Source organism: Ramlibacter paludis (assembly GCF_022012305.1).
GTDB lineage: Bacteria > Pseudomonadota > Gammaproteobacteria > Burkholderiales > Burkholderiaceae_C > Ramlibacter > Ramlibacter paludis.
The window spans coordinates 631,312-650,829 of the sequence record NZ_JAKLTM010000001.1 but is presented as its reverse complement, the minus strand read 5'-3'; the positions used below and the strand labels follow the sequence as shown (position 1 = coordinate 650,829).

Here is a 19,518-nt window from a genome sequence, read left to right as displayed (position 1 = left end):
TGCGCGGACTTCGGTTGCGTCCTACATGCGGAAGCGCCGCGCGCCGCAGGGTGGCTCGTCGGCGGCGCAGCACCATGGCCCCATGCCGCAAGAACTCGCCGCCCCGCCCGCCATCAACCCGACCGCCGAGGAGGCGTACTGGCGCGACGCGTACCGGCGCGAGCCCTACTACCGCGCCGAGTTCAGCTACGAGGACTACAGCCCCGCCTACCGCGTGGGCTACACCGGCCCGGTGCGGCGCCACGGCGAGTTCGACGAGCTGGAACACGCGCTGAAGGACGACTTCCAGCGCGTGCGCGGACGCTCCCGCCTGCGCTGGGAAGAAGCCCGCGAGGCCACTCGCGCCGCCTGGCGCCGCGTGACCAAGGGCGAGCACCCGCACTGAGCCTCCCCCGATCTGGGGAGGCCGCGCCGCCCGCGCAGCTCCTAGAATCCGCGCAGATCAGCTGGCGGCCGTCCGCCGCCGCTGCCTGCCCGTGAAGAACACCACCGTCTACTTCCAGGACCTCGACGAAGACGAAGAGGACATCGCCCAGGCGCTCCGCCGCCCGCTGGTGGCCGTCATGCCATTCGCGCCCGCCGGCGACGATGCGGCGCTGCGCCTGCTGGGAAGCGGGCTCGCGCAGCAACTCCGAACCGGGCTGATGCAGACCCCGGCCATCGAAGCGATCCTCGTCAACTCCGAATTCATCGAGCGCGCGCCCGAACACGCGCTGGAGCTGATCTGCCGCCAGCTGCGCATCGGCCACCTGGTCACCGGCCGCTGCTCGCGCGACGCGCGCGGCGGCTGCTCGCTGTACGTCGAAGTGACCGACACGCGCGATTGGGCCGTGCACTGGGCGCAGGTCTTTCGCGGCACCGCCGACGCCATGATGCTGCCGGAGAGCAGCGAGCTCGCGCGCATGCTGGCGAGCGTGCAGGCGGCCCTGCTCTTTCACGTGGTGCGCTAGCGCGCCCGCGCGGAAGCCAAGCGACGGCACCGTCCTACGTCATCCATTCGGTCGCCCGGCCGATACTGCGGCCGGCATGACGCTCAACCTGGTCGACGCCCTGCTCGTGGGCATCATCTGCATCGGCGCCGTCGGCGGCTGGGCGCGCGGCTTCGTCTACGCGACGCTCGACCTGCTGACGCTGGCGCTCAGCCTTGCCCTGGCGTTCTTCGGCTACCGCTATCCGGCCGCCTGGGCCTTGGCGCTGCTGCCGCAACTCGGCGTGTGGGCGGCGCCGGCGGCGTTCGTGCTGCTCTTCTTCCTGGTGCACTTCCTGTTGGGCGCCGCGACGCTCCGGCTCGCGCGCTGGGCGCCGCCGGGCGTGCATCGCAATGTCCTGAACCGGCTGGCGGGACTCGTTCCCGGCGTCGTCAACGGCGCGATCTTCGCTACGGTCGTCGGCGTGGTGCTGCTGACGGTGCCGCTCGGCCCGTTCACCGTCTGGGCGCGTGAAAGCCAGCTGGCGGCGCGGCTGGCCACGCCGGCCGAATGGGTCGAAGTTCAGGTGGCGCCCATCTTCGACCCCGCCGTCCACCACACGCTGCAGTCGCTGACCGTCGATCCCGAGTCGCGCAAGTCGATCGCGCTGCGTTATCCGGTCGCGAAGACGGTCGTGCGCAACGACCTGGAGGACGCGATGCTCGACCTGGTGAACGGCGAGCGCTCGCAGCGCGGCCTGCAGCCGCTGAAGGCCGATCCCATGCTGGCGGAGCTGGCGCGCGCCCACAGCCGCGACATGTACGCGCGCGGCTATTTCTCGCACGTCACGCCGGACGGCCGCGACCTCGCCGACCGCATGCGCACCGCGCGCCTGGGCTACCTCGCCGCGGGTGAGAACCTGGCGCTGGCACCCACCTTGGCCGGCGCGCACCAGGGCCTGATGCATTCGCCCGGCCACCGCGCAAACATCCTGCGGCCGCAATTCGGTCGGGTCGGCATCGGCGTGCTCGATGGCGGCGCGCAGGGCCTGATGGTCACGCAGGACTTCCGCAACTGACATGGCCCTGGAAGACTTCACCACCACGCCCGTCGACCCGAAGGAGGCCGCGGAATCGGCCGGCCTGAGCTATGTGTCCGACGAGGACAAGGGCATCCGGCGCGAGCGCAAGGGCGACGGCTTCCGCTTCCTCAAGCCGAACGGCAGCGAGGTCGACGACGAGGCCACGCTGGAGCGCATCCGCAAGCTGGCCATCCCGCCGGCCTGGGAAGACGTGTGGATCTGCGCCAAGGCCAGTGGCCACATTCAGGCCACCGGCCGCGACGTGAAGGGCCGCAAGCAGTACAAGTACCACCAGCAGTTCCGGGAGGTGCGCGACAGCACCAAGTACGAGCACATGATGGAGTTCGCGCGCGCCCTGCCCGCCGTGCGCGCGAAGATCGCGCAACATATGGCGCTGCGCGGCCTGCCGCGCGAAAAGGTGCTGGCGACGGTGGTGCACCTGCTGGAGACCACGCTGATCCGCGTCGGCAACGACGATTACGCGCGCACCAACAAGAGCTATGGCCTGACGACGCTGCGCAATCCGCACGTCAAGGTGGAAGGGGCGGAGCTGCGCTTCCAGTTCAAGGGCAAGAGCGGCAAGACCTGGCGGCTGCAGCTGAAGAACCGGCGGGTGGCGAAGATCGTGCGCGCCTGCCAGGAGTTGCCCGGCCAGCGCCTGTTCCAGTACCAGGACGAGGAAGGCGAGGTGCGCGAGGTGACCTCGGCCGACGTCAACGCCTACCTGAAGGAAGTGACCGGCAGCGACATCACGGCCAAGGACTTCCGCACCTGGGCCGGCACCGTGCTCGCTGCGCTGGCGCTGCAGGAGTTCGAGGAGATCGACACCCAGGCCGCGCAGAAGAAGAACATCAAGGCCGCGATCGAACGAGTGTCGGCGCGCCTGGGCAACACGCCGACGATCTGCCGCAAGTGCTACGTGCACCCCGAGGTATTGAACGCCTATGTCGAGGGCGACCTGCTGCTGCAGGTGAAGGAGCGCGCCGAGGAGGAGCTGCGCGAAGACATCGCCGAACTCAAGCCCGAGGAGGCGGCGGTGCTGGCGATGCTGGAGGGGCGCTTGAAGCGGACGCTGGAGGGATCGCTGAAGGCGAGCTTGAAGGCGGTGAAGAAGCGATCCCGAAAGACACGCTAGCCAGCCCGGCCTCCAAGGTCTGCCGGCCGCCGGAACCGGCCGCAATCGTCGGAGGTCTTGCGCAACTGGCCGATGGCGACCTGCGCGAACACCCTTTCGGGGTCGCCGGCGTCCGTCCGTGGGTTGCTGACCGTGCGGCTCCAGCTGGCGGTCAGCACGCCTGCGGGCTCCTCGACCAGCGCCATCGACTGGGTCTCGATCCAGGCCGGATTCGATTCCGCCTGCGCCTTGACGAAGGAAAACACGTGCGACGTTCCGGAGCGCTCGTAGCGATAGCTCGCCAGGCCCAAGGCGTAGCCTTTGTCCCTCTTCCAGAAGAACGAAGGCACGCCGTCACACACGGAAAAGACGATTTCCTTGGTGCCCGAGAGTTCACCGTCGATCGGCTGGGACGAATGGAACTGCACTTCGCCCCTCCACAGACCCGAGAGCTCTGGAGCAAGCCTTCGCTCCGGTCCCACCGCAGTTGTCGCGCAGCCAGCGAGCGCCAGCGCCAAGCCAGCCAGCAACAGAGAATGAGCCGCGCCTTTCACGCCCGGCACCCGCTGATCGCCTCGGTGCCGGCAACGAAGGCCCGCCACTCGCGCGCATCGTCCGCCGAGCGCCTGGCCGCGAGGTAGTAGCGAACGCAGGGCTTGGCGTCGATGGTCACGGCGAGCCGGCGCGAGCCGCCGTAGCCCATGGCGACGTTGTTGCCGGCGGGAACGCTCAGCACGAGCTTGCGCAAGCCGGGCTGGACCGGGTCGTTGCGCTCGATGGAGCGCACTTCGCCGTCGACCTCCAGCAGGAATGCCGGCCGCGTGTCGGCGTCCAGTCCGCCCTGGGCGGGTTCGAATTGCGCGTAAGGCTGGTTGGGCACGCCAGGGCCGCTTGCGCACGCGGCGACCAGCGCGGTCGCGATGGCCAGCATGCCGGCCGCCGGGAGATTGGTGAACTGCATGGCTGCCGAGTCTAGCGGCAGCCCGCGGATGCGCTCTCCGGGCGGGCCTCGGCTCAATACGCCGCGCCCGGCTTCGCGACGGCCGCACCCAATCCGTACTCCGCCGCCAGCTTCCGCGCCGCACTGGCGTACAGCAACACATCGACCCCGGTGGCAACGAAGGTCGCACCGAGCTCGAGATACCGGCCCGCCAGCTTGGCATCCGAGGTCAGGATGCCCGCGGCCTTGCCGCTCTTCACGATCCGCGTGATCGCCCCTTCGATCGCAGCCTGCACTTCCGGATGCCCCGGATTGCCGCGATGGCCCAGGGACGCCGACAGGTCCGCCGGCCCGATGAACACACCATCGATGCCTTGCACGTCGCAGATCGCTTCCAGGTTCTTCAGCGCCGTCACCGTCTCGGCCTGCACCAGCAGGCACACCTCGTCGTCGGCCACCTGAAGGTAGTCGGCGCGCTGGCTCCAGCGCGATGCGCGGCCCACCGCGCTGCCCACGCCGCGGATGCCATTGGGCGGATAGCGGACGGCTTGCACAAGCGCGCGCGCCTGTTCGACGGTGTCGACCATCGGAATCAGGAGGTTCTGCGCGCCTATGTCCAGTAGCTGCTTGATGAGCGGCACTTCGCCGGCCACCGCGCGCACAACGGGTTGCGAACGATAAGGCGCGACGGCCTGCAGCGCGGCCAGCGTGCTGCGCAGGTCGTTGGGCGCGTGCTCGCCGTCGATCAACAGCCAGTCGAAGCCGGCCGTGGCGCTGACTTCTGCCAGGTAGGGATCGGCCATCGAGAGCCAGAGGCCCACCTGCGCCTGTTTCGCGGCCAGCGCCGCCTTGAAGGGATTGCCGCTCATTTCAGGTTTCCTTGGCAGAGGTATTTCACATGCAGGTAGTCGTCGAGGCCGTGGCGCGAACCCTCGCGCCCGTAGCCCGATTCCTTGACGCCGCCGAAGGGCGCGGCCTCGGCGGCCAGCGCGCCTTCGTTGATGCCGACGATGCCGGTCTCCAGCGCGTCGGCCACGCGCCAGATGCGCGCGGCGTCGCGGGTGTAGAAATAGGAAGCCAGGCCGAAGGGCGTGTCGTTGGCCAGGCGCACGACTTCTTCCTCCGATGCGAAGCGGAACACCGGCACCACCGGCCCGAAGGTTTCCTCGCAGGACAGCTCCATCTGCGGCGTGGCATCGACCAGCACGGTAGGCGCGTAGTAGTTGCCTTCGAGGCGCCGGCCGCCGGCCACGGCCTTCGCACCCTTGGCGATCGCGTCCCGCACGTGGCGCTCGATCTTGTCGACGGCGCGCGCATTGATCATCGGACCGATCTGCGAAGCCGCGTCCGTCGCGGGGCCGACCTTCAGCGGGGCAACCCGCGCCGCCAGCTTGTCGACGAAGCGCCCGTGCACCGCCTCGTGGACGTAGACGCGGTTCGGGCAGACGCAGGTCTGGCCGCCGTTGCGGAACTTGGACACCATCAGGCCTTCGACCGCAGCATCCAGGTCGGCGTCCTCGAACACGATGAAAGGCGCATTGCCGCCCAGCTCCAGCGACAGCTTCTTCAGCGTGCCGGCCGAAGCGCGCGCCAGGTGCTTGCCCACCGGCGTGGAGCCGGTGAAGGTGATCTTGCGCACGCGCGCATCGTCCAGCCACACGTCGACGACTTCGGGCGTGCGTTCGCGCGAGGCACTGACGATGTTGATGGCGCCGGCGGGAAAGCCCGCCTCCTGCGCCAGCGCGACCAGCGCCAGCGCGGTGAGCGGCGTGTCCTCGGCCGGCTTGGCCACCACCGTGCAGCCGGCGGCGAGCGCGGGCGCCAGCTTGCGCGCGATCATCGCCAACGGGAAGTTCCAGGGCGTGATCGCCGCGACGACGCCCACCGGCTCCTTCACCGCCAGCAGCTTCTTGCCGCGCACCGGCTCGGGAATCACGTCGCCGTGCGTGCGCGTGGCCTCCTCGGCAAACCATTCCACGTAAGACGCGCCGTAAGCCACTTCGCCGCGCGCCTCGGCGAGCGGCTTGCCCTGCTCGCGCGAGATGACCTGCGCCAGCGCTTCCTGGTTCTGCAGGATCAGCGCATTCCATTTCTTCAGCACCTGCGCACGCTCGCGGCCGCTGCGCTCGCGCCAGGCGGGGAAGGCCGCGGCGGCTGCGTCGAGCGCGGCGCGGGCGTCGGCGGCGCCGCTGTCGGCGACACGGGTGATGGTTTCCAGGGTGGCGGGGTCGACGACGTCGAATTCGCGGCCGTCGCCGGCACGCACCCATTCACCACCGATGAAGTTCCGGTTCTGCAGCTTCATGTCAGCTCACGATTCCAAGGTGCCACGGCACGAATTCGTTGTCGCCCAGACCCAGCGCTTCGCTCTTGGTCTGCTCGCCCGAGGCGTGGCGCAGGATCGCTTCGAAGATGCGCTGGCCCATCTGCGGCACGTCGACCTCGCCGTCGAGGATGGCGCCGCAGTTGATGTCCATGTCACCCTCGAGCTTGCGGAACATCGGCGAGTTGCTCGCCAGCTTGATCGTCGGCGCCGGCTTGCTGCCGAACATCGAGCCGCGGCCGGTGGTGAAGCAGATCAGGTTGGCGCCGCTGGCGATCTGGCCCGTCACGGCCACCGGGTCGTAGCCCGGCGAGTCCATGAACACGAAGCCGCTGCGGTCGATCTTCTCGGCGTACTCGTACACGCCCTGCAGCGGCGTGGTGCCGCCCTTCATGGCGGAGCCGAGCGACTTCTCGAAGATGTTGGCGAGGCCGCCGGCCTGGTTGCCGGGGCCGACCACGCCGTTGAACTGCCCGTTGTGGCCGCGGGTGTACTCCTCCCACCAGGCCAGGCGGTCCAGCAGCTTCTGGCCGACTTCCGGCGTCACCGCGCGCCGCGTCAGCATGTATTCCACGCCGTGGATCTCCGGCGTCTCCGACAGGATGGCCGTGCCGCCGTGCCGCACCAGGATGTCCATCGCCGCGCCCAGCGCGGGATTGGCCGTGATGCCCGAGAAGCCGTCCGAGCCGCCGCACTCCAGGCCGATCTTGATGTGGCTCGCGGACACCGGCGTGCGCCGGTACGCGTTGGCCAGCGGCAGCATCTCCTCGATCGCCTCGATGCCCGCCGCGATGGTCTCCACCGTGCCGCCGACTTCCTGCATCACCATCGTGCGCAGCAGCCGGCCCTTCTCGAGCCCTTGCGAGTCGACCAGGTCGGCCACCTGGTTGCGTTCGCAGCCCAGGCCGACGATCAGCACGCCCGCCATGTTGGGATGGCGCGCATAACCGGCCAGCGTGCGCCGCAGCAGGTCGAAGTGCGGGCTGGGCGAAGACATGCCGCAGCCAGTGGTCTGTGGGAAGGCCGCCACGCCATCGACGTTGGGAAAGTCCTTCAGCCGCTCCGGCGTGAAGTGCGCGGCGATGCGGCTGATGACGGTGGCCGAGCAGTTCACCGAGGACAGGATGCCGATGAAGTTGCGCGTGCCCACGCTGCCGTCCTCGCGCACGTAACCCATGAAGCTCGCACGTTCGCTCTCGGGCACGAAGGCCACCGGCTTTACGTCGAGGCCGAAGCCCGGGTCGCGGTCGAATTCCACGAGCTCCAGGTTGTGCGAGTGCACGTAATCGCCGGCCTCGATGTCGCGCGCGGCCACGCCGATCACCGCGTTGTACTTGCGCACCGGTTCGCCCTTGGCGATGCGGCACGCGGCGATCTTGTGGCCGGCGGGAACCTGGGCCCGCACCCTCACTTCCAGCTCGGGCAGCACCTGGCCCAGCGCCAGGGGCGCCTTGGCAACCAGGACGTTGTCGGCCGGATGCAGCCGGATCAGCGGGCTCGTGCTCATGGTGCCGCTCAGCCCTTGGCCAGCAGTTCCTTCAGCTTCAGGCGCTCGATCAGCTGGGTCTCGCGGTCATAGACCTGCGCCACGTACTTCTTGTAGTCGGGGCCATCGAGGTACATCACCGGCGAGTCGATCTTGGCGGCGACCGCCTTGAACTCGTCGCTGTTGACGGCGAAGCGCATGGCGTCGCGCAGCTTCTTCTCCACTTCCGGCGGCAGGCCGGCGGGTGCGCCGATGCCGTTGGGCGCATCGACCACGACCTTGTAGCCCAGGTCCTTGAGCGTGGGCGTGTCCTTGAAGCGCGGGGTGCGCTGCTCGCCCCAGGTGGCCAGCAGGCGCAGCTTGCCGGCCTCGACGTGCGGCGCCCAGCTGCTGGAGTCGGCCAGCATGTCGACCTGGCCGCCCAGCACGTCGTTCAGCGCGGCCGAGCCGCCCTTGTAGGCGATGGCGTTCAGCTGGATGCCCGCAGCCAGCGCGAACTCCTCCATGCCCACGTGCGTGGCGCCGCCGACGCCGGCGTGCGCGTAGGTCACCTTGCCGGGGTTGGCCTTGGCGTAGGCCACCATTTCCTTCAGGTCCTTGAACTTCGACGAAGGCAGCACGGCGATGCCGAAGGTCTGGCCGTTGGTGCGGGCGAGGAAGGTGAAGTCCTTGCGCGGGTCGGCCTGCAGCGTGCCCAGCTGCGAGAAGCGGGTGACCGAGATCGGGATCTGGCCGATGGTGTAGCCGTCGGGCCGGGCCGAAGCGATGGCCTTGGCGCCGATCATGCCTGCGGCGCCGGCCTTGTTCTCCACCGTGATCGGCTGCTTCAGCACGCGCGACGCCACCGTGCAGATCGCGCGCATGGAGGCGTCGGCGGTGCCGCCGGCCGGCCACGGGCAGATGAAGTTGATCGGGCGGTTGGGAAAGTCGTCGGCAGCCTGGGCCCACGCGGGCAGCAGCAGGCCCGAAGCGGCAGCGGAGGTGCCCAGCAGCAGCTTGCGGCGGGTCAGCTGGAAATCGGATTGTCCGGACATCATGTCTCCTCGATTGGAAGCCGGATTGTTCGCGCGCCGGCCATAACGGTCCAATCACAATTCAGAATTGCTTCATGAGTCGCCGGTTAACTATGATGCCGGCATGGCCCAGATCGATCGCGTCCTGCGCTCCAACATCAAGCTGCGCCACCTGCAGCTGGTGGTGGCGCTCGACGAGTTTCGCCACCTCGGGCGAACCGCCGAATTCCTGTCGGTGAGCCAGCCGGCGGTCTCGAAGATGCTCAGCGAGGTGGAGACCATGCTCGACCTGACGCTGTTCGAGCGTTCCAGCCGCGGCAGCGAACCGACCGCCAGTGGCGAGGCCATCGTGCGCTTCGCGCGCTCCGTGCTGGCCGAGTACGAACGCACGCGCGACGAGATCGCGTCCGAAGCCAGCGGTGCGGCGGGCCGCACGCGCGTCGGATCCATGGTGGTGGCGCTGCCGGTGCTGGTGGCGCGCGGCGTGGCACTGCTGAAGCAGCGCTTCGCGCAGGCGACGGTGCTGGTGGAGGAAGGCGACCTCACGCGCCTGCTGCCCAAGCTGCGGCTGGGCGAGCTCGACCTGTTCGTCGGACGCCTGGAGCCGGGCTACGCCGCGCCCGACCTGGTGACCGAGCCCCTCTTCAACGAGCCGATGGTGGCGGTGGTCGCCCATGGCCATGCCCTGGCGCAGAAGAAGCGGCCGACGTGGCGCGACCTGGCCGGGCTGCCCTGCGTGCTGCCGCCGCCCTGGGCCTCGCTGCGCGTGAAGCTGGAGCAGCAGTTCTACAAGCATGGCCTGCAGCCGCCCGGCGACGTGATCGAAACCGCATCCTTCCTCGCGCAGGCCACCTTCATCGCGCAACGCGGGGCCGCCGGCTTCATGGCCCGATCGGTGGGCCGGCATTTCGAGCGCGAAGGTGTCGTGCAAGTCCTTTCGCTGACGGTGCCGGTCGAACTGCCGCCCATCGGCCTGATCACGATGCGCGGGCGGCGCGCGACGACGACGACGGAGTTGTTGATGGATTGTTTGCGCAAGGCCGCGAAGGAACGCCCATGAGCGAGCGCCTGGACCTGCTCACGCTGCGTGTCGTGATGGCCGTGGCCGAATCCGGCTCGATCAGCGCCGGCAGCGACCGCCTGCAGCTCGCGGTGGCTGCCGCGAGTGCGCGCATCTCCTCGATGGAGGCCGCGCTCGGCATCCGCATCTTCGAGCGCTCCTCGCGCGGCGTGGAGCTCACCTCCGCCGGCCGCATGCTGGTCCAGCGGGGCCGCGAACTGCTGGCCGATGCGGACCGGCTGGCCACCGACCTGCGCGACTGGAGCCTCGGCCTGGCAGGCCAGGTGCGCATGCTGGCCAATGCGTCGGCGCTGCTGCAGGTACTGCCGCAGCGACTGGAGGAATTCACGCGCAGCCATCCGCGCATCCGCGTCGACGTCGAGGAGCGCATGAGCCCCGAGATCCATGCCGCGCTGGCCGAGGGCCGTGCCGATGTGGGCGTGGTCGACGCGATGGCGCCCGCGCCGGGCCTGGCCTACTTTCCCTTCTTCCGCGACCAGCTGGCGCTGGTGGTGCCGGCCGGTCACGGGCTGGCCGGCGCGAGCGAGGCGCGGCTGCACCAGCTGCTGGGCGAGAACTTCATCGTGATCGCCGGCAGCAACGCCGTGTCCATGCGCCTGTTCAACGCAGCGGCGGCGATGGGCGAGACACTGAAGGTGCGGCTGCAGATGCGCAGCTTCGATGCCGCCTGCCGCATGGTCGCCGCCGGCCTCGGCGTGGCCGTGCTGCCGGCCGCGGCCATCGCGCCGCAATTGGCGCACCTCGGATTGAACGCGATTCCGCTGGTGGAGGAGTGGACCCAGCGCACCCACTACCTGGCCCTGCGCACCGGGGACGAGGCGCCGGCCGCGGCGCGGACGCTGGTCGAGGCCTTGCGGGAGGCGTGACGTTTACGGCTTGAACTTCTTCATGCACTCGCCGATCGGCTCGGTGCCCGCGATGAAAGGACTCCAGTCGCTGGAGGTGGACGTCGGGCGCCTGGCCGCCAGGTAATAGCGCATGCAGGGCTTGGCGTCGATCGTCATCGTTTCGTGCTTCGACTCGCTCATGCCGCGCGCGCCGGGCACGCTCACCACCACCGTGCGCATGCCGGGCGTCACCGGGTCGCTGCGGTTGATGGTGCGGTCCTCGCCGTCGACCTTCAGGATGAAGGCCGCGCGGGTGTCGGCGGGCACCGAGCGCTGGTCGGGTTCGAACAAGGCATAAGGCTTGTCGTACATGCCGCCGCCACCGCTGGCGCAGGCGGCCAACAGGGCTGCGACGAGGGCGAGGGGCGCGAACTTCATCGTCTGTCTCCACGGTCTGCGGGTGGTCCATGATCCGCGCGCCGGCGCCGCGGCGAGTATTGGACCTTGGTCCCACGCGCCGCCGGCCGCAGGGCAGCGCCGTCTCAGGACCGCCGCCAGACGCTCGCGAGCCAGGGCTGCTGCTCGCGCGGCAGGCCTTCGGGCCGGTAGTAATGCTCCAGCTCTTCGAAGCCCGCAGCCTGCAGGAAGGCGCGCCAGCCTTCCAGCGAGTGCCAGGCGCCGTAACGCGCGCCCTGCCAGCCCTCTTCGTCGTTGCCGCGGGGATTGGACGCGAACAGCACGCCGCGTGGCTTGAGCGCCGCATGCAGTTCGGCGAGCACGCGCGGCAGTTCGCTGCGCGGCACATGGAAGAGCGACGCGTTGGCGAAGATGCCGTCGAACTGCGCCGCCGGCAGCTGCAGGGCGAGGAAGTCCTGTTCCCACACCGTGCAGCCGCTGTGCACACGCGCCAGCGCCGCCAGCTCGCGGGAGCCATCGACGCCGATCGCCTCGTGCCCCAGCGCGCGGAATTCGGCCAGGTCGCGCCCCGGCCCGCAGCCGAAGTCGAGGATGCGCCAGGGCGCGGGCCCTTCGATGTGGCGCAGCAAGGCGGCGATGTTCTGCCGCACATCGTGGCCGCGCGTGCCCTCCCAGAAGGCCGCGGCACGCTCGTCGTAGTGCCGCAGGGTGCCTGCGGTGATGCGCGCCAGGTCTTCGGGCAGGTCCGCCATGGCGGACCTAGGCCTTGGCCTTCTTCGCCGCCGGCTTCGCCTTGCCGGCCGCGTTCAGCGCCGCGGCTTCGCGCACCAGCGCCTTGAATGCGGTGGCGTCGACCGTCTCGCCTGCGTGGATGTCGATCGCGCGGCGGACCTTGCCGTCCAGGCTGGAGTTGAAGAGGCCGGCCGGATCCTTCAGCGACGCGCCCTTGGCGAAGGTGAGCTTCACCGCCTGCTTATAGGTCTCGCCCGTGCAGACGATGCCGCTGCTTTCCCAGACGGGGATGTTCCACTTCCAGGATTCGACGACGTCGGGCAGCGCCTGCTGGATGAGCTTGCGCATGCGGGCCAGGGTTTCGCCGCGCCAGTCGCCGAGGTCGGCGATGCGCTGCGTGATGAGGTCGGGGGGTGAGGCCGTCATGGCCGTTGTTCTACCACGGCTGCGCCGCGCCCCCGGGAGAACCCGGATTTCGCGCCCGGCGAAAGCGCCCTTCGCCAAACCCGCTTGCCGCCCCCGGCACCGTCGCGCAGACTCCATGCGATGAAGATCGCCTCGGTCCGCGCGACCCCCTTGAACCTGCCCGTCACCGTCGGCACCGGCAGCCGCACCAAGTCCACCTCGCTGTCCGTCTGCATCGTCGACGTCGAACTCGACGACGGCCGCATCGGCACCGGCATGACCGCCATCACCGAGGAAGAGGTGATCGCGTCCATCGTCAACGACATCGCCGCCCACGCGCTGGTGGGGATGGACCCGCTGCGCCACGAGCAGGCCTGGGACAAGCTGTACTGGCTGCTCACGCCGCGCGGCCAGTCCGGCTACGCCAGCCACGCCATCGCCGCCATCGACCTCGCGCTGTGGGACCTGAAGGGCCAGATCCTGGGCCAACCCTGCTGGAAGTTGCTGGGCGGCGCGCGCAACCAGGTGCCGGTGTACGCCACCTTCGGCTTCGCCTTCTTCGACCGCGACGAACTGGCCGCGGCCGCGAAGGGCTGGGTCGAGCGCGGCTTCCAGCGCCTGAAGATGACGGTGGGTCACCACGGCCTGCAGCGGCGCGACGAGCCGCGGCCGCTCGCCGACGTCATTGCCGAAGACGTGAAGCGCATCGAAGCCGTGCGCGCCGCCGTCGGCCCCGACGTGCAGATCTACATCGACGCCAACTGCAGCCTGGACTACTTCCACGCCGCGGCGCTCGCGCAGCGCATCGAGCCGCTGGGCATCACCTTCTTCGAGGAGCCGGTGTCGCAGAACGACATCCCCAACCTGGTGAAGCTGCGCGCCAAGACCCGCATCCCGCTCGCGGCCGGCCAGAACGAGGGCCTGGCCAGCCGCTTCCGCGACCTGCTGGTGGCGCAGGCGGTGGACGTGGTGCAGCCCAACGCCTGCATCACCGGCGGCTACACGCAGTGCCTGCGCATCGCCGGCATGGCCGCGGCCTTCAACACGCATTTCGCCAACGGCGGCGCCTGGCCGCACCACAACATGCACCTGCACGCGGGCCTGGCCAACGGCTCGCTGGTGGAATACCACTCGGTGGCCGTCAAAGTCTGCAAGCAGGTCTTCGACGGACTGCCGGAGCCGACGCAGGGCATGCTCACGCTGCCCGACGCGCCCGGACTCGGCTTCCGGCCGAACCGCGAACGCATTGCCGAACTGGCCAAACGGCCCGGCTCGCGCGGCGTGGGCAAGGCCTAGCAACGACAACGAACACAGGAGACAAGCTTTGCGATTCCTTCTTTCCCGCCGCGGCGCCGTGATCGCCACCGCGCTGGCCCTGGCCGCGCCGCTCGCCGGCGCGCAGGCCTTTCCGAACCGCCCGATCAAGCTGATGGTGGGTTATGCCGCCGGCGGCGGTGTCGATGCCATCGCGCGCATGCTGTCCTCGCGCCTGCCCGCGCTGCTGGGGCAGCAGGTGGTGGTGGAGAACAAGGCCGGCGCCACCGGCATGATCGCCGCCGACACGGTGGCCAAGTCGCCCGCCGACGGCTACACGCTGCTGCTGGGCGAAAGCGGCATGCTGATCGCTTCGCACCTGCAGCCGCGGGCGTCGGTGGATCCGCTGAAGGTCTTCACCCCGGTGGCCGGCGTGTTCGTCGCGCCGCTGATGATCGTCGCCAACAACAACATCAAGGCCAACAACCCGAAAGAGCTGATCGCGCTGCTCAAGGGCAACCCGGGCCGCTATTCCTATGCGACCTCGGGCGTCGGCACGGTGCACCACCTGGGCTTCGAGCTGCTGAAGGCGAAGACGGACACCTTTATCGTCCACATCCCCTACCGCGGCGCGGCGCAGATCGTGCCGGACGTGATCAGCGGGCAGGTCCCCTTCGGCGTGGTCAGCGCCGCGGCCGGCCTCGCGCAGGCCAAGGCGGGCAAGCTGCGTCCCATCGCCCTGATGAACACGGGCAAGCTGCCCGGCGCGGAGAACGTGCCGGCGCTGGCCGACGCCCTCCCCGGCTTCAACGTGGCGCCGCGCCTGATGCTGCTGGCGCCCGCGGGCACGCCCGCTGCCGTCGTCGAGAAGCTGAACGAGGCGGTGCGCACCGTGCTCGCGAGCGCCGACCTCGCGCAGGCTGCCGCCGCACAAGGCGCGGTTCCAGCCTACATGCCGCCGCAGCAGCTCGCCACCGAGATGGCGCGCGAATCCACCGAGTGGGCGCGCATCATCAAGGCGCAGAAGATTTCGGCGGAGTGATGGCCGGCACCCCCGTCATCGGCCTCATCGTCCCGCCCGCGCACGGCCAGGTGCCGCAGGACGCGGCGGATCTGTATGGATCGCGCTACCGCTTCATCGCGCGCGGGCTCGGCATCGGCGGCGTGTCGCCCGAGGGCTTCGCGCCGGTGATCGACACCGTGCTGGACAAGGCGCGCGAACTGCGTGCCGCCGGCGCCGACGTGATCTCGCTCATGGGCACGTCCATCAGCTTCTACCGCGGCCCGGAGTTCACCGAGTCCTTGCGCGCGGCCATGCAGGAAGCGACCGGCGTTCCCTGCACCACGATGAGCCATGCCATCGTCGCCGCGCTGCGCCGCCTGGGCATCCGGCGCGTGGCGGTCGCCACCTCGTACATCGACGAGCTGAACGACAAGCTCGTCGCCTATCTCGAGCACGCGGGCTTCACCGTGACCGCCATCGAAGGCATGTCCATCACCGGCGTCAAGGAAGTGGGTGAGGTGTCGACGCGTGCCCTGGTCGAACTCTCGCGCAAGGTCTACCTGCGCGACCCCACCGCAGACGGCATCTTCATTTCCTGCGGCGGCTTGCTGACGCTGGATGCGATCCGGCAGCTGGAACGCGAGCTCGGCCTGCCGGTCACCGCCAGTTCGCCCGCGGGCTTCTGGGACGTGGTGCGCCTGGGCGGCTGGGATCCGCGCAGCAAGGGCTTCGGCCGCCTGTTCGACGTGCTGCTCTAGCGCGCCGGCACCGTCACCACCGGCGCCGTCTGCGCCGTGGAGGTTTCCGTCAGCGAGAACAGCAGCATCAGGAAGCTGAAGGCCGCCTTCGAGCGGTACTCGCCGTCGGCGATCCAGAACCAGTGCCCCCGGTATTGCACGGAGACGAAGGCATCGCCCGGCCGCTCGAGGCCCGAGCGCACCCGCACCGATGGCGGCAATCGTGCGCCGGCTACTTCCGTGGGGGGCGGCAGGATGCCTTGCGCGTCTTCACCGGGCGGTGCCTCGATGCGTGAGGCCACGTCGAGCATCACCTGCAGGATCGAGCGGCTGAGGATCGCGACCTCCGTCCCGCCACCGGGGAAGGAGCCGAAGGCCACGTCGTATTCGCGCAGGCCCGGCTGCAGGCCCAGCAATTCGCGGATGCGCCGGTGCCGCTCGGCCATCGCCGCATCGAGCGGCTCGCGCAGCAGCATGAGCGTGCGGCTGCGGCTGCCCTCCTGCTTGGCCTCGAAGCCCAGGCCGCCAGCAGCCTGTTCTTCCCGCAGCAAGCCTATGAGCTCCAGGAAACGCGGATCGCCCGCGCGCGTGGAAGCGCCGGCATTCGCGTTGGCCATTCCGTTGATGGCGTTCAGCGCGAAACGCAGCACCACGTCGGCCTGGTAGCCGCTCTCCACCAGCAGCAGGATCGCGGGCACCGGGATCGGCGCCATGATGCCCTTGGCGAACTTGTCGCCCATGAGCGGCACGTAGCTGATGGTCGGGCGCTCGGCGTAGCGCGCGCTGCCGCCGAACCCCAGGAAGGTGTCGCCCCGGCCCGGCGGCGCGTATTGCGCGGCGCCGTTGACCTCGCTCTCCAGCGAATAGGCATTGATGATCGAAGTGACGTCCAGGAAGACGGGGACATCGCCGTACCGCAGCCGCACCAGGTTCAGCAGCATCTGCTGCTTCCAGGATTCGGACAGTGCGGAAACGTAGGCCAGCCGGTCGCGCGGCAGCGTCGGCGGGCCCACGCTGGCGCATCCTCCGAGCGCCACAAGGAGGATGAGCGCCGCCGCGCGGACCACGGTGCGTGCCATGGGGCGCCATGTTCGCCTCAGCCGTCGCGGCGGCCTATGGGACGTTGGTCCCAAGGGGGCCGCCAATGCCCAGCAGGGGCGGCGCATTTTTCGGTACTTTCGTGGAATCCGTCCGCCCCGTGCGCTCATCCTTGGACCGCTTCCTACGACGCGCCAGCGCCGTGGCCGCTAAGGTAAGGACAGGGCAACTCGGGAAAGCCGCACATGTTCACCGTCAGCGTTTCGCGTGACCGGTACCTGCTCTGCACTGCGACCGGCGATGCCGACCTCGTCGACCTGTGCGGGCTGGCAGCGATGGTCTCGGAGGAAGCGCGCCGGACGTCCAGCGTCGAGGTCGTCCTCGACCTGCTGGCGGCCACCTCGCGGCTGGACGAAGCGGAAAAGCGTCAGCTGGAAACCATGGTGGCGAACGCCTTCCGCGGCCTGCGCGTGGCCTGCGTGATTTCCAGCCTGAAACACGAATGCGTGCGCAGCCGCTTCGCCGCGCAGGCCGGCCTAACCTACTCGACCTTCACGGACCTGCGTGATGCCGAGCACTGGGTGCGCAGCGACCAGCCCGCGCACGCGGAAGCCGGCGCCTGAGCTCAGGCCGGCTGCAGCGCATCGTCGATGCGCCGCACCGGCGACGCCACCCAGGCGATCGCGGCCACCGCCACCAGCAGCAGGCCGCAGGCGCTGAACAGAGTGGCCAGCGACACGTGGTGCAGCACCCAGCCCGTGACGGCCGCCGCCAGCGGCACGAGCCCCATGAAGATGAACATGAACAGGCTCATGGCGCGGCCCAGCATCGCCGGCGCGACGCGGCGCTGGATCCATGTGAACACCGCCACCTGCATGAAGCCGCCCAGCACGCCGACCGCCAGCATCAGCGCCACACCCTGCGCCGTCGCCGTGATGTGGCCCATGGGCACGAACAGCAGCCCCATCACCACGTCGGCCAGCAGCAGGCTGGTGCCCAGCGTGCCGATGCGCAGGCGCCGCGCGCCGGAAAGCAGCATCCCGAGCAGCGTGCCGCCGCCGTGCGCGCCGGCCATCAGGCCCAGCGCCGAAGCACCCAGCTGCGGCAGGCTTTGCGCCAGCACCGGCAGCGCGATCTGCAGCGGCCCCAGCACCAGCAGCGCCACCGCCGTCCAGTAGAGATAACAGGCCCGCAGCTCGCGGTCGCGGCCGACGTTGCGCAGCCCTTCGGCGATCGCCGAACCGAGCGTTGCGTTCGCCTTGGCGGGCGCGGGCGCCGCATGCAGCCGGACGCGCGCGAGCGTCCATGCCGACAGCGCGAAGCTGAAGGCATCGACCGCGAAGGCCAGGGCGATGCCGGTCGGCTGCCGCACCGCGCCACCGCCGCCATCGCCGAACAGCGCGATCAAGAGGCCGGCGGCCATCGGGCCGATGAAGAAGCTCAGTTGCCGCAGTCCCATCATCACGCCGTTAGCGGCAGCCAGGAAACGCGGCTGCAGCGCGTGCGGCAGCAGCGACGTGCCGGACGGAATGCTGAAGGCGCTGGCCAGGCCCAGCGCGAGCGCCAGCGCATAGAGCGCCGGCAAGGGCGGCGCGCCCAGGTACACGCCGACGGCCAGCACGGCCAGCAGCACCGCGTTGACATACTTGGTCAGCATCAGGACGCGGTACGGCGAGAACCGGTCGACCACCGCGCCGCCCACCAGGATGAACAGCGCGCGCGGCACGCCGATCAGCGCCAGCACCAGGCCGAGCGCCGCGGTGTCGCCGGTGATGCGCAGCACCAGCCAGGGCAAGGCGATCAGGGTGAACTGGTCGCCCAGCAGCGACACCGCGCTGCCGGCCATCAGCCAGCGGAAGTTGGGGTCGCGCAGCAGCTCGGCGCGCGGGTTGGTCGTTGTTTGCATGTGGATCCTCCTGGGACGGGATCCACTTTCGGGCCTCACGTTACGTGAGGGTCAAGCGCTTTCGCCGGCGGCCTGCAGGAAACGCCGCACCTCCGGTCCGAGCGGATGCCCGGCCAGCAGCAGCGGATCGGCCAGGTGCATCGTCTGCAGCTTGCGGCGGATCGCGGCGTTGCCGCCGGAGGTGCGCTCGGTCAGTTCCGCCCAGCGCGCGAAGAGCGCCCGGGCCGGCCGGCTGCGCGGGCTGGCGCCTGCCGCCAGCAGCTTCTGCCCGGCCGCCTCGATGGCGGCGAACTCGGCGTCCGGGACGTAACCCACGGCCTTGATCTCGGCCTCGTCGAAGTGCGTGCACAGCAGCCGGTAGCGCCAGGCGATCGCGCCCTCCATGTAGGCGATCATGTCCGCCGGCGGCGCGCCGTGCATGCCGTGCGCCGAGGGTTCCTCGCGGTACATCGCGCCCCAGCGCTCCATCAGCGCGAAGTCGCCGCGCATCCAGCGCATCATCAGCTGCATCCAGCGCCGCGTGAGCGCCTGGCCCGCCGGCGAATCGATCGCACCGCCGGCCTCCATATGCGCCCGCACCTCGGGCTGCAGGGCCAGCCATTCGCGCTGGACCTCGGCGTAGCGGGTGAAGATGGACTTGAGTTCGCCGGCGCTGAAGTACTTGCCGAAGGTCGCCATCCGCTGCAGGCTTTCCACCCAGTCGGCGATGTCCAGGGCCTTGCCGGCCAGGATGCCCTCGCGCAGCAGCGCCAGCCGGTCGTGCAGCTCGGTCGCCTCGCGGATCTGCCGCTGCAGCGCCCGCATCTGCTCGTCGATGATCGCTTCCGGCCTGGCGTGCCGGCCGTCCAACAGGGGTCCGATCTCCGCCAGCGGCATCCGCATGTAGCGCAGGGCCTGGATCGCATGCAGCCGGGCGACGTCCTGCGCGTCGTACATGCGGTAGCCGGACTCGCTGCGGCCCGAAGGCTTGAGCAGGCCGATTTCGTCGTAATGGTGGAGCGTGCGCACCGTGAGGCCGGTGCGCCGCGCGAGTTCGCCGACCTTGAGGTGCATGGGGCGCCGATTATCGTCGGCTCGCGCAACGGAAATGGCCTGGAAGCGGTGAAGCTTCCAGGCCATTCGGAAAGGTTCTGGTGCGGCTGGCAGGATTCGAACCCACGACCCCTTGGTTCGTAGCCAAGTACTCTATCCAACTGAGCTACAGCCGCGCAGAGCTCGAGATTATAGCAGGCAATTTGGCGGCTGCTGACGCG

At 69.6% G+C, this 19,518-nt stretch carries 22 protein-coding genes and 1 tRNA gene; 10 read left to right on the top strand and 13 right to left on the bottom strand.

Annotated features, from left to right (window positions below):
* The first annotated feature begins 82 nt into the window (after window positions 1–82).
* From LZ009_RS03420 to LZ009_RS03405, 4 genes are all read left to right on the top strand, one after another.
* Complete coding sequence (locus LZ009_RS03420; RefSeq protein ID WP_275696467.1) at window positions 83–385, top strand: hypothetical protein; 303 nt, start codon at window positions 83–85, stop codon at window positions 383–385.
* A gap of 91 nt (window positions 386–476) precedes the next feature.
* Entirely contained in the window at window positions 477–950 is a 474-nt protein-coding gene (locus tag LZ009_RS03415) for a hypothetical protein (RefSeq protein WP_275696466.1), read from the top strand.
* 76 nt (window positions 951–1,026) lie between these two features.
* Complete coding sequence (locus LZ009_RS03410) at window positions 1,027–1,986, top strand: CAP domain-containing protein (RefSeq protein WP_275696465.1); 960 nt, start codon at window positions 1,027–1,029, stop codon at window positions 1,984–1,986.
* A gap of 1 nt (window position 1,987) precedes the next feature.
* Window positions 1,988–3,124 (top strand): DNA topoisomerase IB, encoded by a 1,137-nt coding sequence (locus tag LZ009_RS03405; RefSeq protein WP_275696464.1) that lies wholly within the window; start codon window positions 1,988–1,990, stop codon window positions 3,122–3,124.
* Here the strand turns inward: LZ009_RS03405 and LZ009_RS03400 are convergent.
* The 6 genes from LZ009_RS03400 to LZ009_RS03375 all read right to left on the bottom strand — a co-directional run bounded on the left by LZ009_RS03400 (window position 3,121) and on the right by LZ009_RS03375 (window position 8,886).
* The gene (locus LZ009_RS03400) at window positions 3,121–3,531 is read right to left on the bottom strand and encodes a hypothetical protein (protein ID WP_275696463.1); all 411 of its coding nucleotides are present in this window, start codon (window positions 3,529–3,531) and stop codon (window positions 3,121–3,123) included. The two genes, LZ009_RS03405 and LZ009_RS03400, sit on opposite strands and share 4 nt — an antisense overlap.
* A 122-nt stretch (window positions 3,532–3,653) precedes the next feature.
* Window positions 3,654–4,064, bottom strand: a complete 411-nt coding sequence (locus LZ009_RS03395; protein ID WP_275696462.1) for a hypothetical protein — start codon at window positions 4,062–4,064, stop codon at window positions 3,654–3,656.
* A 53-nt stretch (window positions 4,065–4,117) separates the two neighbouring features.
* On the bottom strand, window positions 4,118–4,912 hold the full coding sequence (hpaI, locus tag LZ009_RS03390; RefSeq protein ID WP_275696461.1) for a 4-hydroxy-2-oxoheptanedioate aldolase: 795 nt from the start codon (window positions 4,910–4,912) through the stop codon (window positions 4,118–4,120).
* Window positions 4,909–6,348, bottom strand: coding sequence for an NAD-dependent succinate-semialdehyde dehydrogenase (locus tag LZ009_RS03385; RefSeq protein WP_275696460.1), 1,440 nt, complete (start codon window positions 6,346–6,348; stop codon window positions 4,909–4,911). The genes hpaI and LZ009_RS03385 overlap by 4 nt, the downstream gene beginning before the upstream one ends.
* Window position 6,349: 1 nt before the next feature.
* Window positions 6,350–7,873, bottom strand: a complete 1,524-nt coding sequence (locus LZ009_RS03380) for a UxaA family hydrolase (RefSeq protein WP_275696459.1) — start codon at window positions 7,871–7,873, stop codon at window positions 6,350–6,352.
* Window positions 7,874–7,881: 8 nt separating this feature from the next.
* The gene (locus tag LZ009_RS03375; RefSeq protein WP_275696458.1) at window positions 7,882–8,886 is read right to left on the bottom strand and encodes a Bug family tripartite tricarboxylate transporter substrate binding protein; all 1,005 of its coding nucleotides are present in this window, start codon (window positions 8,884–8,886) and stop codon (window positions 7,882–7,884) included.
* 103 nt (window positions 8,887–8,989) lie between these two features.
* Between LZ009_RS03375 and LZ009_RS03370 the strand changes: the two genes are divergently transcribed.
* Both LZ009_RS03370 and LZ009_RS03365 read left to right on the top strand, forming a co-directional pair.
* Complete coding sequence (locus tag LZ009_RS03370) at window positions 8,990–9,925, top strand: LysR substrate-binding domain-containing protein (protein WP_275696457.1); 936 nt, start codon at window positions 8,990–8,992, stop codon at window positions 9,923–9,925.
* Window positions 9,922–10,812, top strand: a complete 891-nt coding sequence (locus LZ009_RS03365) for a LysR substrate-binding domain-containing protein (RefSeq protein ID WP_275696456.1) — start codon at window positions 9,922–9,924, stop codon at window positions 10,810–10,812. The genes LZ009_RS03370 and LZ009_RS03365 overlap by 4 nt, the downstream gene beginning before the upstream one ends.
* 3 nt (window positions 10,813–10,815) lie before the next feature.
* Here LZ009_RS03365 and LZ009_RS03360 read toward each other — a convergent pair whose 3' ends face one another.
* The 3 genes from LZ009_RS03360 to LZ009_RS03350 form a co-directional block, all read right to left on the bottom strand.
* Window positions 10,816–11,211 (bottom strand): hypothetical protein, encoded by a 396-nt coding sequence (locus LZ009_RS03360; protein ID WP_275696455.1) that lies wholly within the window; start codon window positions 11,209–11,211, stop codon window positions 10,816–10,818.
* 104 nt (window positions 11,212–11,315) lie between these two features.
* On the bottom strand, window positions 11,316–11,942 hold the full coding sequence (locus tag LZ009_RS03355) for a class I SAM-dependent DNA methyltransferase (RefSeq protein WP_275696454.1): 627 nt from the start codon (window positions 11,940–11,942) through the stop codon (window positions 11,316–11,318).
* Between the two features lie 7 nt (window positions 11,943–11,949).
* Window positions 11,950–12,348 carry a DUF1801 domain-containing protein gene (locus LZ009_RS03350; RefSeq protein WP_275696453.1) on the bottom strand — a complete coding sequence of 133 codons (399 nt, stop codon included), beginning with the start codon at window positions 12,346–12,348 and terminating at the stop codon, window positions 11,950–11,952.
* 120 nt (window positions 12,349–12,468) lie between these two features.
* On the opposite strand from LZ009_RS03350, the gene LZ009_RS03345 reads away from it, so the two are divergent.
* From LZ009_RS03345 to LZ009_RS03335, 3 genes are read left to right on the top strand one after another with little or no spacing between them, the layout of a single operon-like run.
* Complete coding sequence (locus LZ009_RS03345) at window positions 12,469–13,623, top strand: mandelate racemase/muconate lactonizing enzyme family protein (RefSeq protein ID WP_275696452.1); 1,155 nt, start codon at window positions 12,469–12,471, stop codon at window positions 13,621–13,623.
* A gap of 28 nt (window positions 13,624–13,651) precedes the next feature.
* The gene (locus LZ009_RS03340) at window positions 13,652–14,623 is read left to right on the top strand and encodes a tripartite tricarboxylate transporter substrate-binding protein (protein WP_275696451.1); all 972 of its coding nucleotides are present in this window, start codon (window positions 13,652–13,654) and stop codon (window positions 14,621–14,623) included.
* Window positions 14,623–15,342, top strand: a complete 720-nt coding sequence (locus LZ009_RS03335; protein ID WP_275696450.1) for an arylmalonate decarboxylase — start codon at window positions 14,623–14,625, stop codon at window positions 15,340–15,342. Before LZ009_RS03340 ends, LZ009_RS03335 begins: the two co-directional genes overlap by 1 nt.
* On the opposite strand, the gene LZ009_RS03330 is transcribed toward LZ009_RS03335, so the two are convergent.
* A complete protein-coding gene (locus LZ009_RS03330; protein ID WP_275696449.1) occupies window positions 15,339–16,400 on the bottom strand; it encodes a hypothetical protein in 1,062 nt (353 codons plus the stop codon). The two genes, LZ009_RS03335 and LZ009_RS03330, sit on opposite strands and share 4 nt — an antisense overlap.
* A 204-nt stretch (window positions 16,401–16,604) precedes the next feature.
* Here LZ009_RS03330 and LZ009_RS03325 point away from each other — a divergent pair, with 204 nt between their 5' ends.
* Entirely contained in the window at window positions 16,605–16,982 is a 378-nt protein-coding gene (locus LZ009_RS03325) for a hypothetical protein (RefSeq protein ID WP_275696448.1), read from the top strand.
* A gap of 2 nt (window positions 16,983–16,984) precedes the next feature.
* Here the strand turns inward: LZ009_RS03325 and LZ009_RS03320 are convergent, their stop codons facing one another.
* The 3 genes from LZ009_RS03320 to LZ009_RS03310 form a co-directional block, all read right to left on the bottom strand.
* Window positions 16,985–18,265, bottom strand: a complete 1,281-nt coding sequence (locus LZ009_RS03320; protein ID WP_275696447.1) for an MFS transporter — start codon at window positions 18,263–18,265, stop codon at window positions 16,985–16,987.
* 51 nt (window positions 18,266–18,316) lie between these two features.
* Window positions 18,317–19,318 (bottom strand): MerR family transcriptional regulator, encoded by a 1,002-nt coding sequence (locus LZ009_RS03315; RefSeq protein ID WP_275696446.1) that lies wholly within the window; start codon window positions 19,316–19,318, stop codon window positions 18,317–18,319.
* Window positions 19,319–19,396: 78 nt separating this feature from the next.
* Window positions 19,397–19,473: transfer RNA gene (locus tag LZ009_RS03310), tRNA-Arg, on the bottom strand.
* Between the last annotated feature and the right edge of the window lie 45 nt (window positions 19,474–19,518).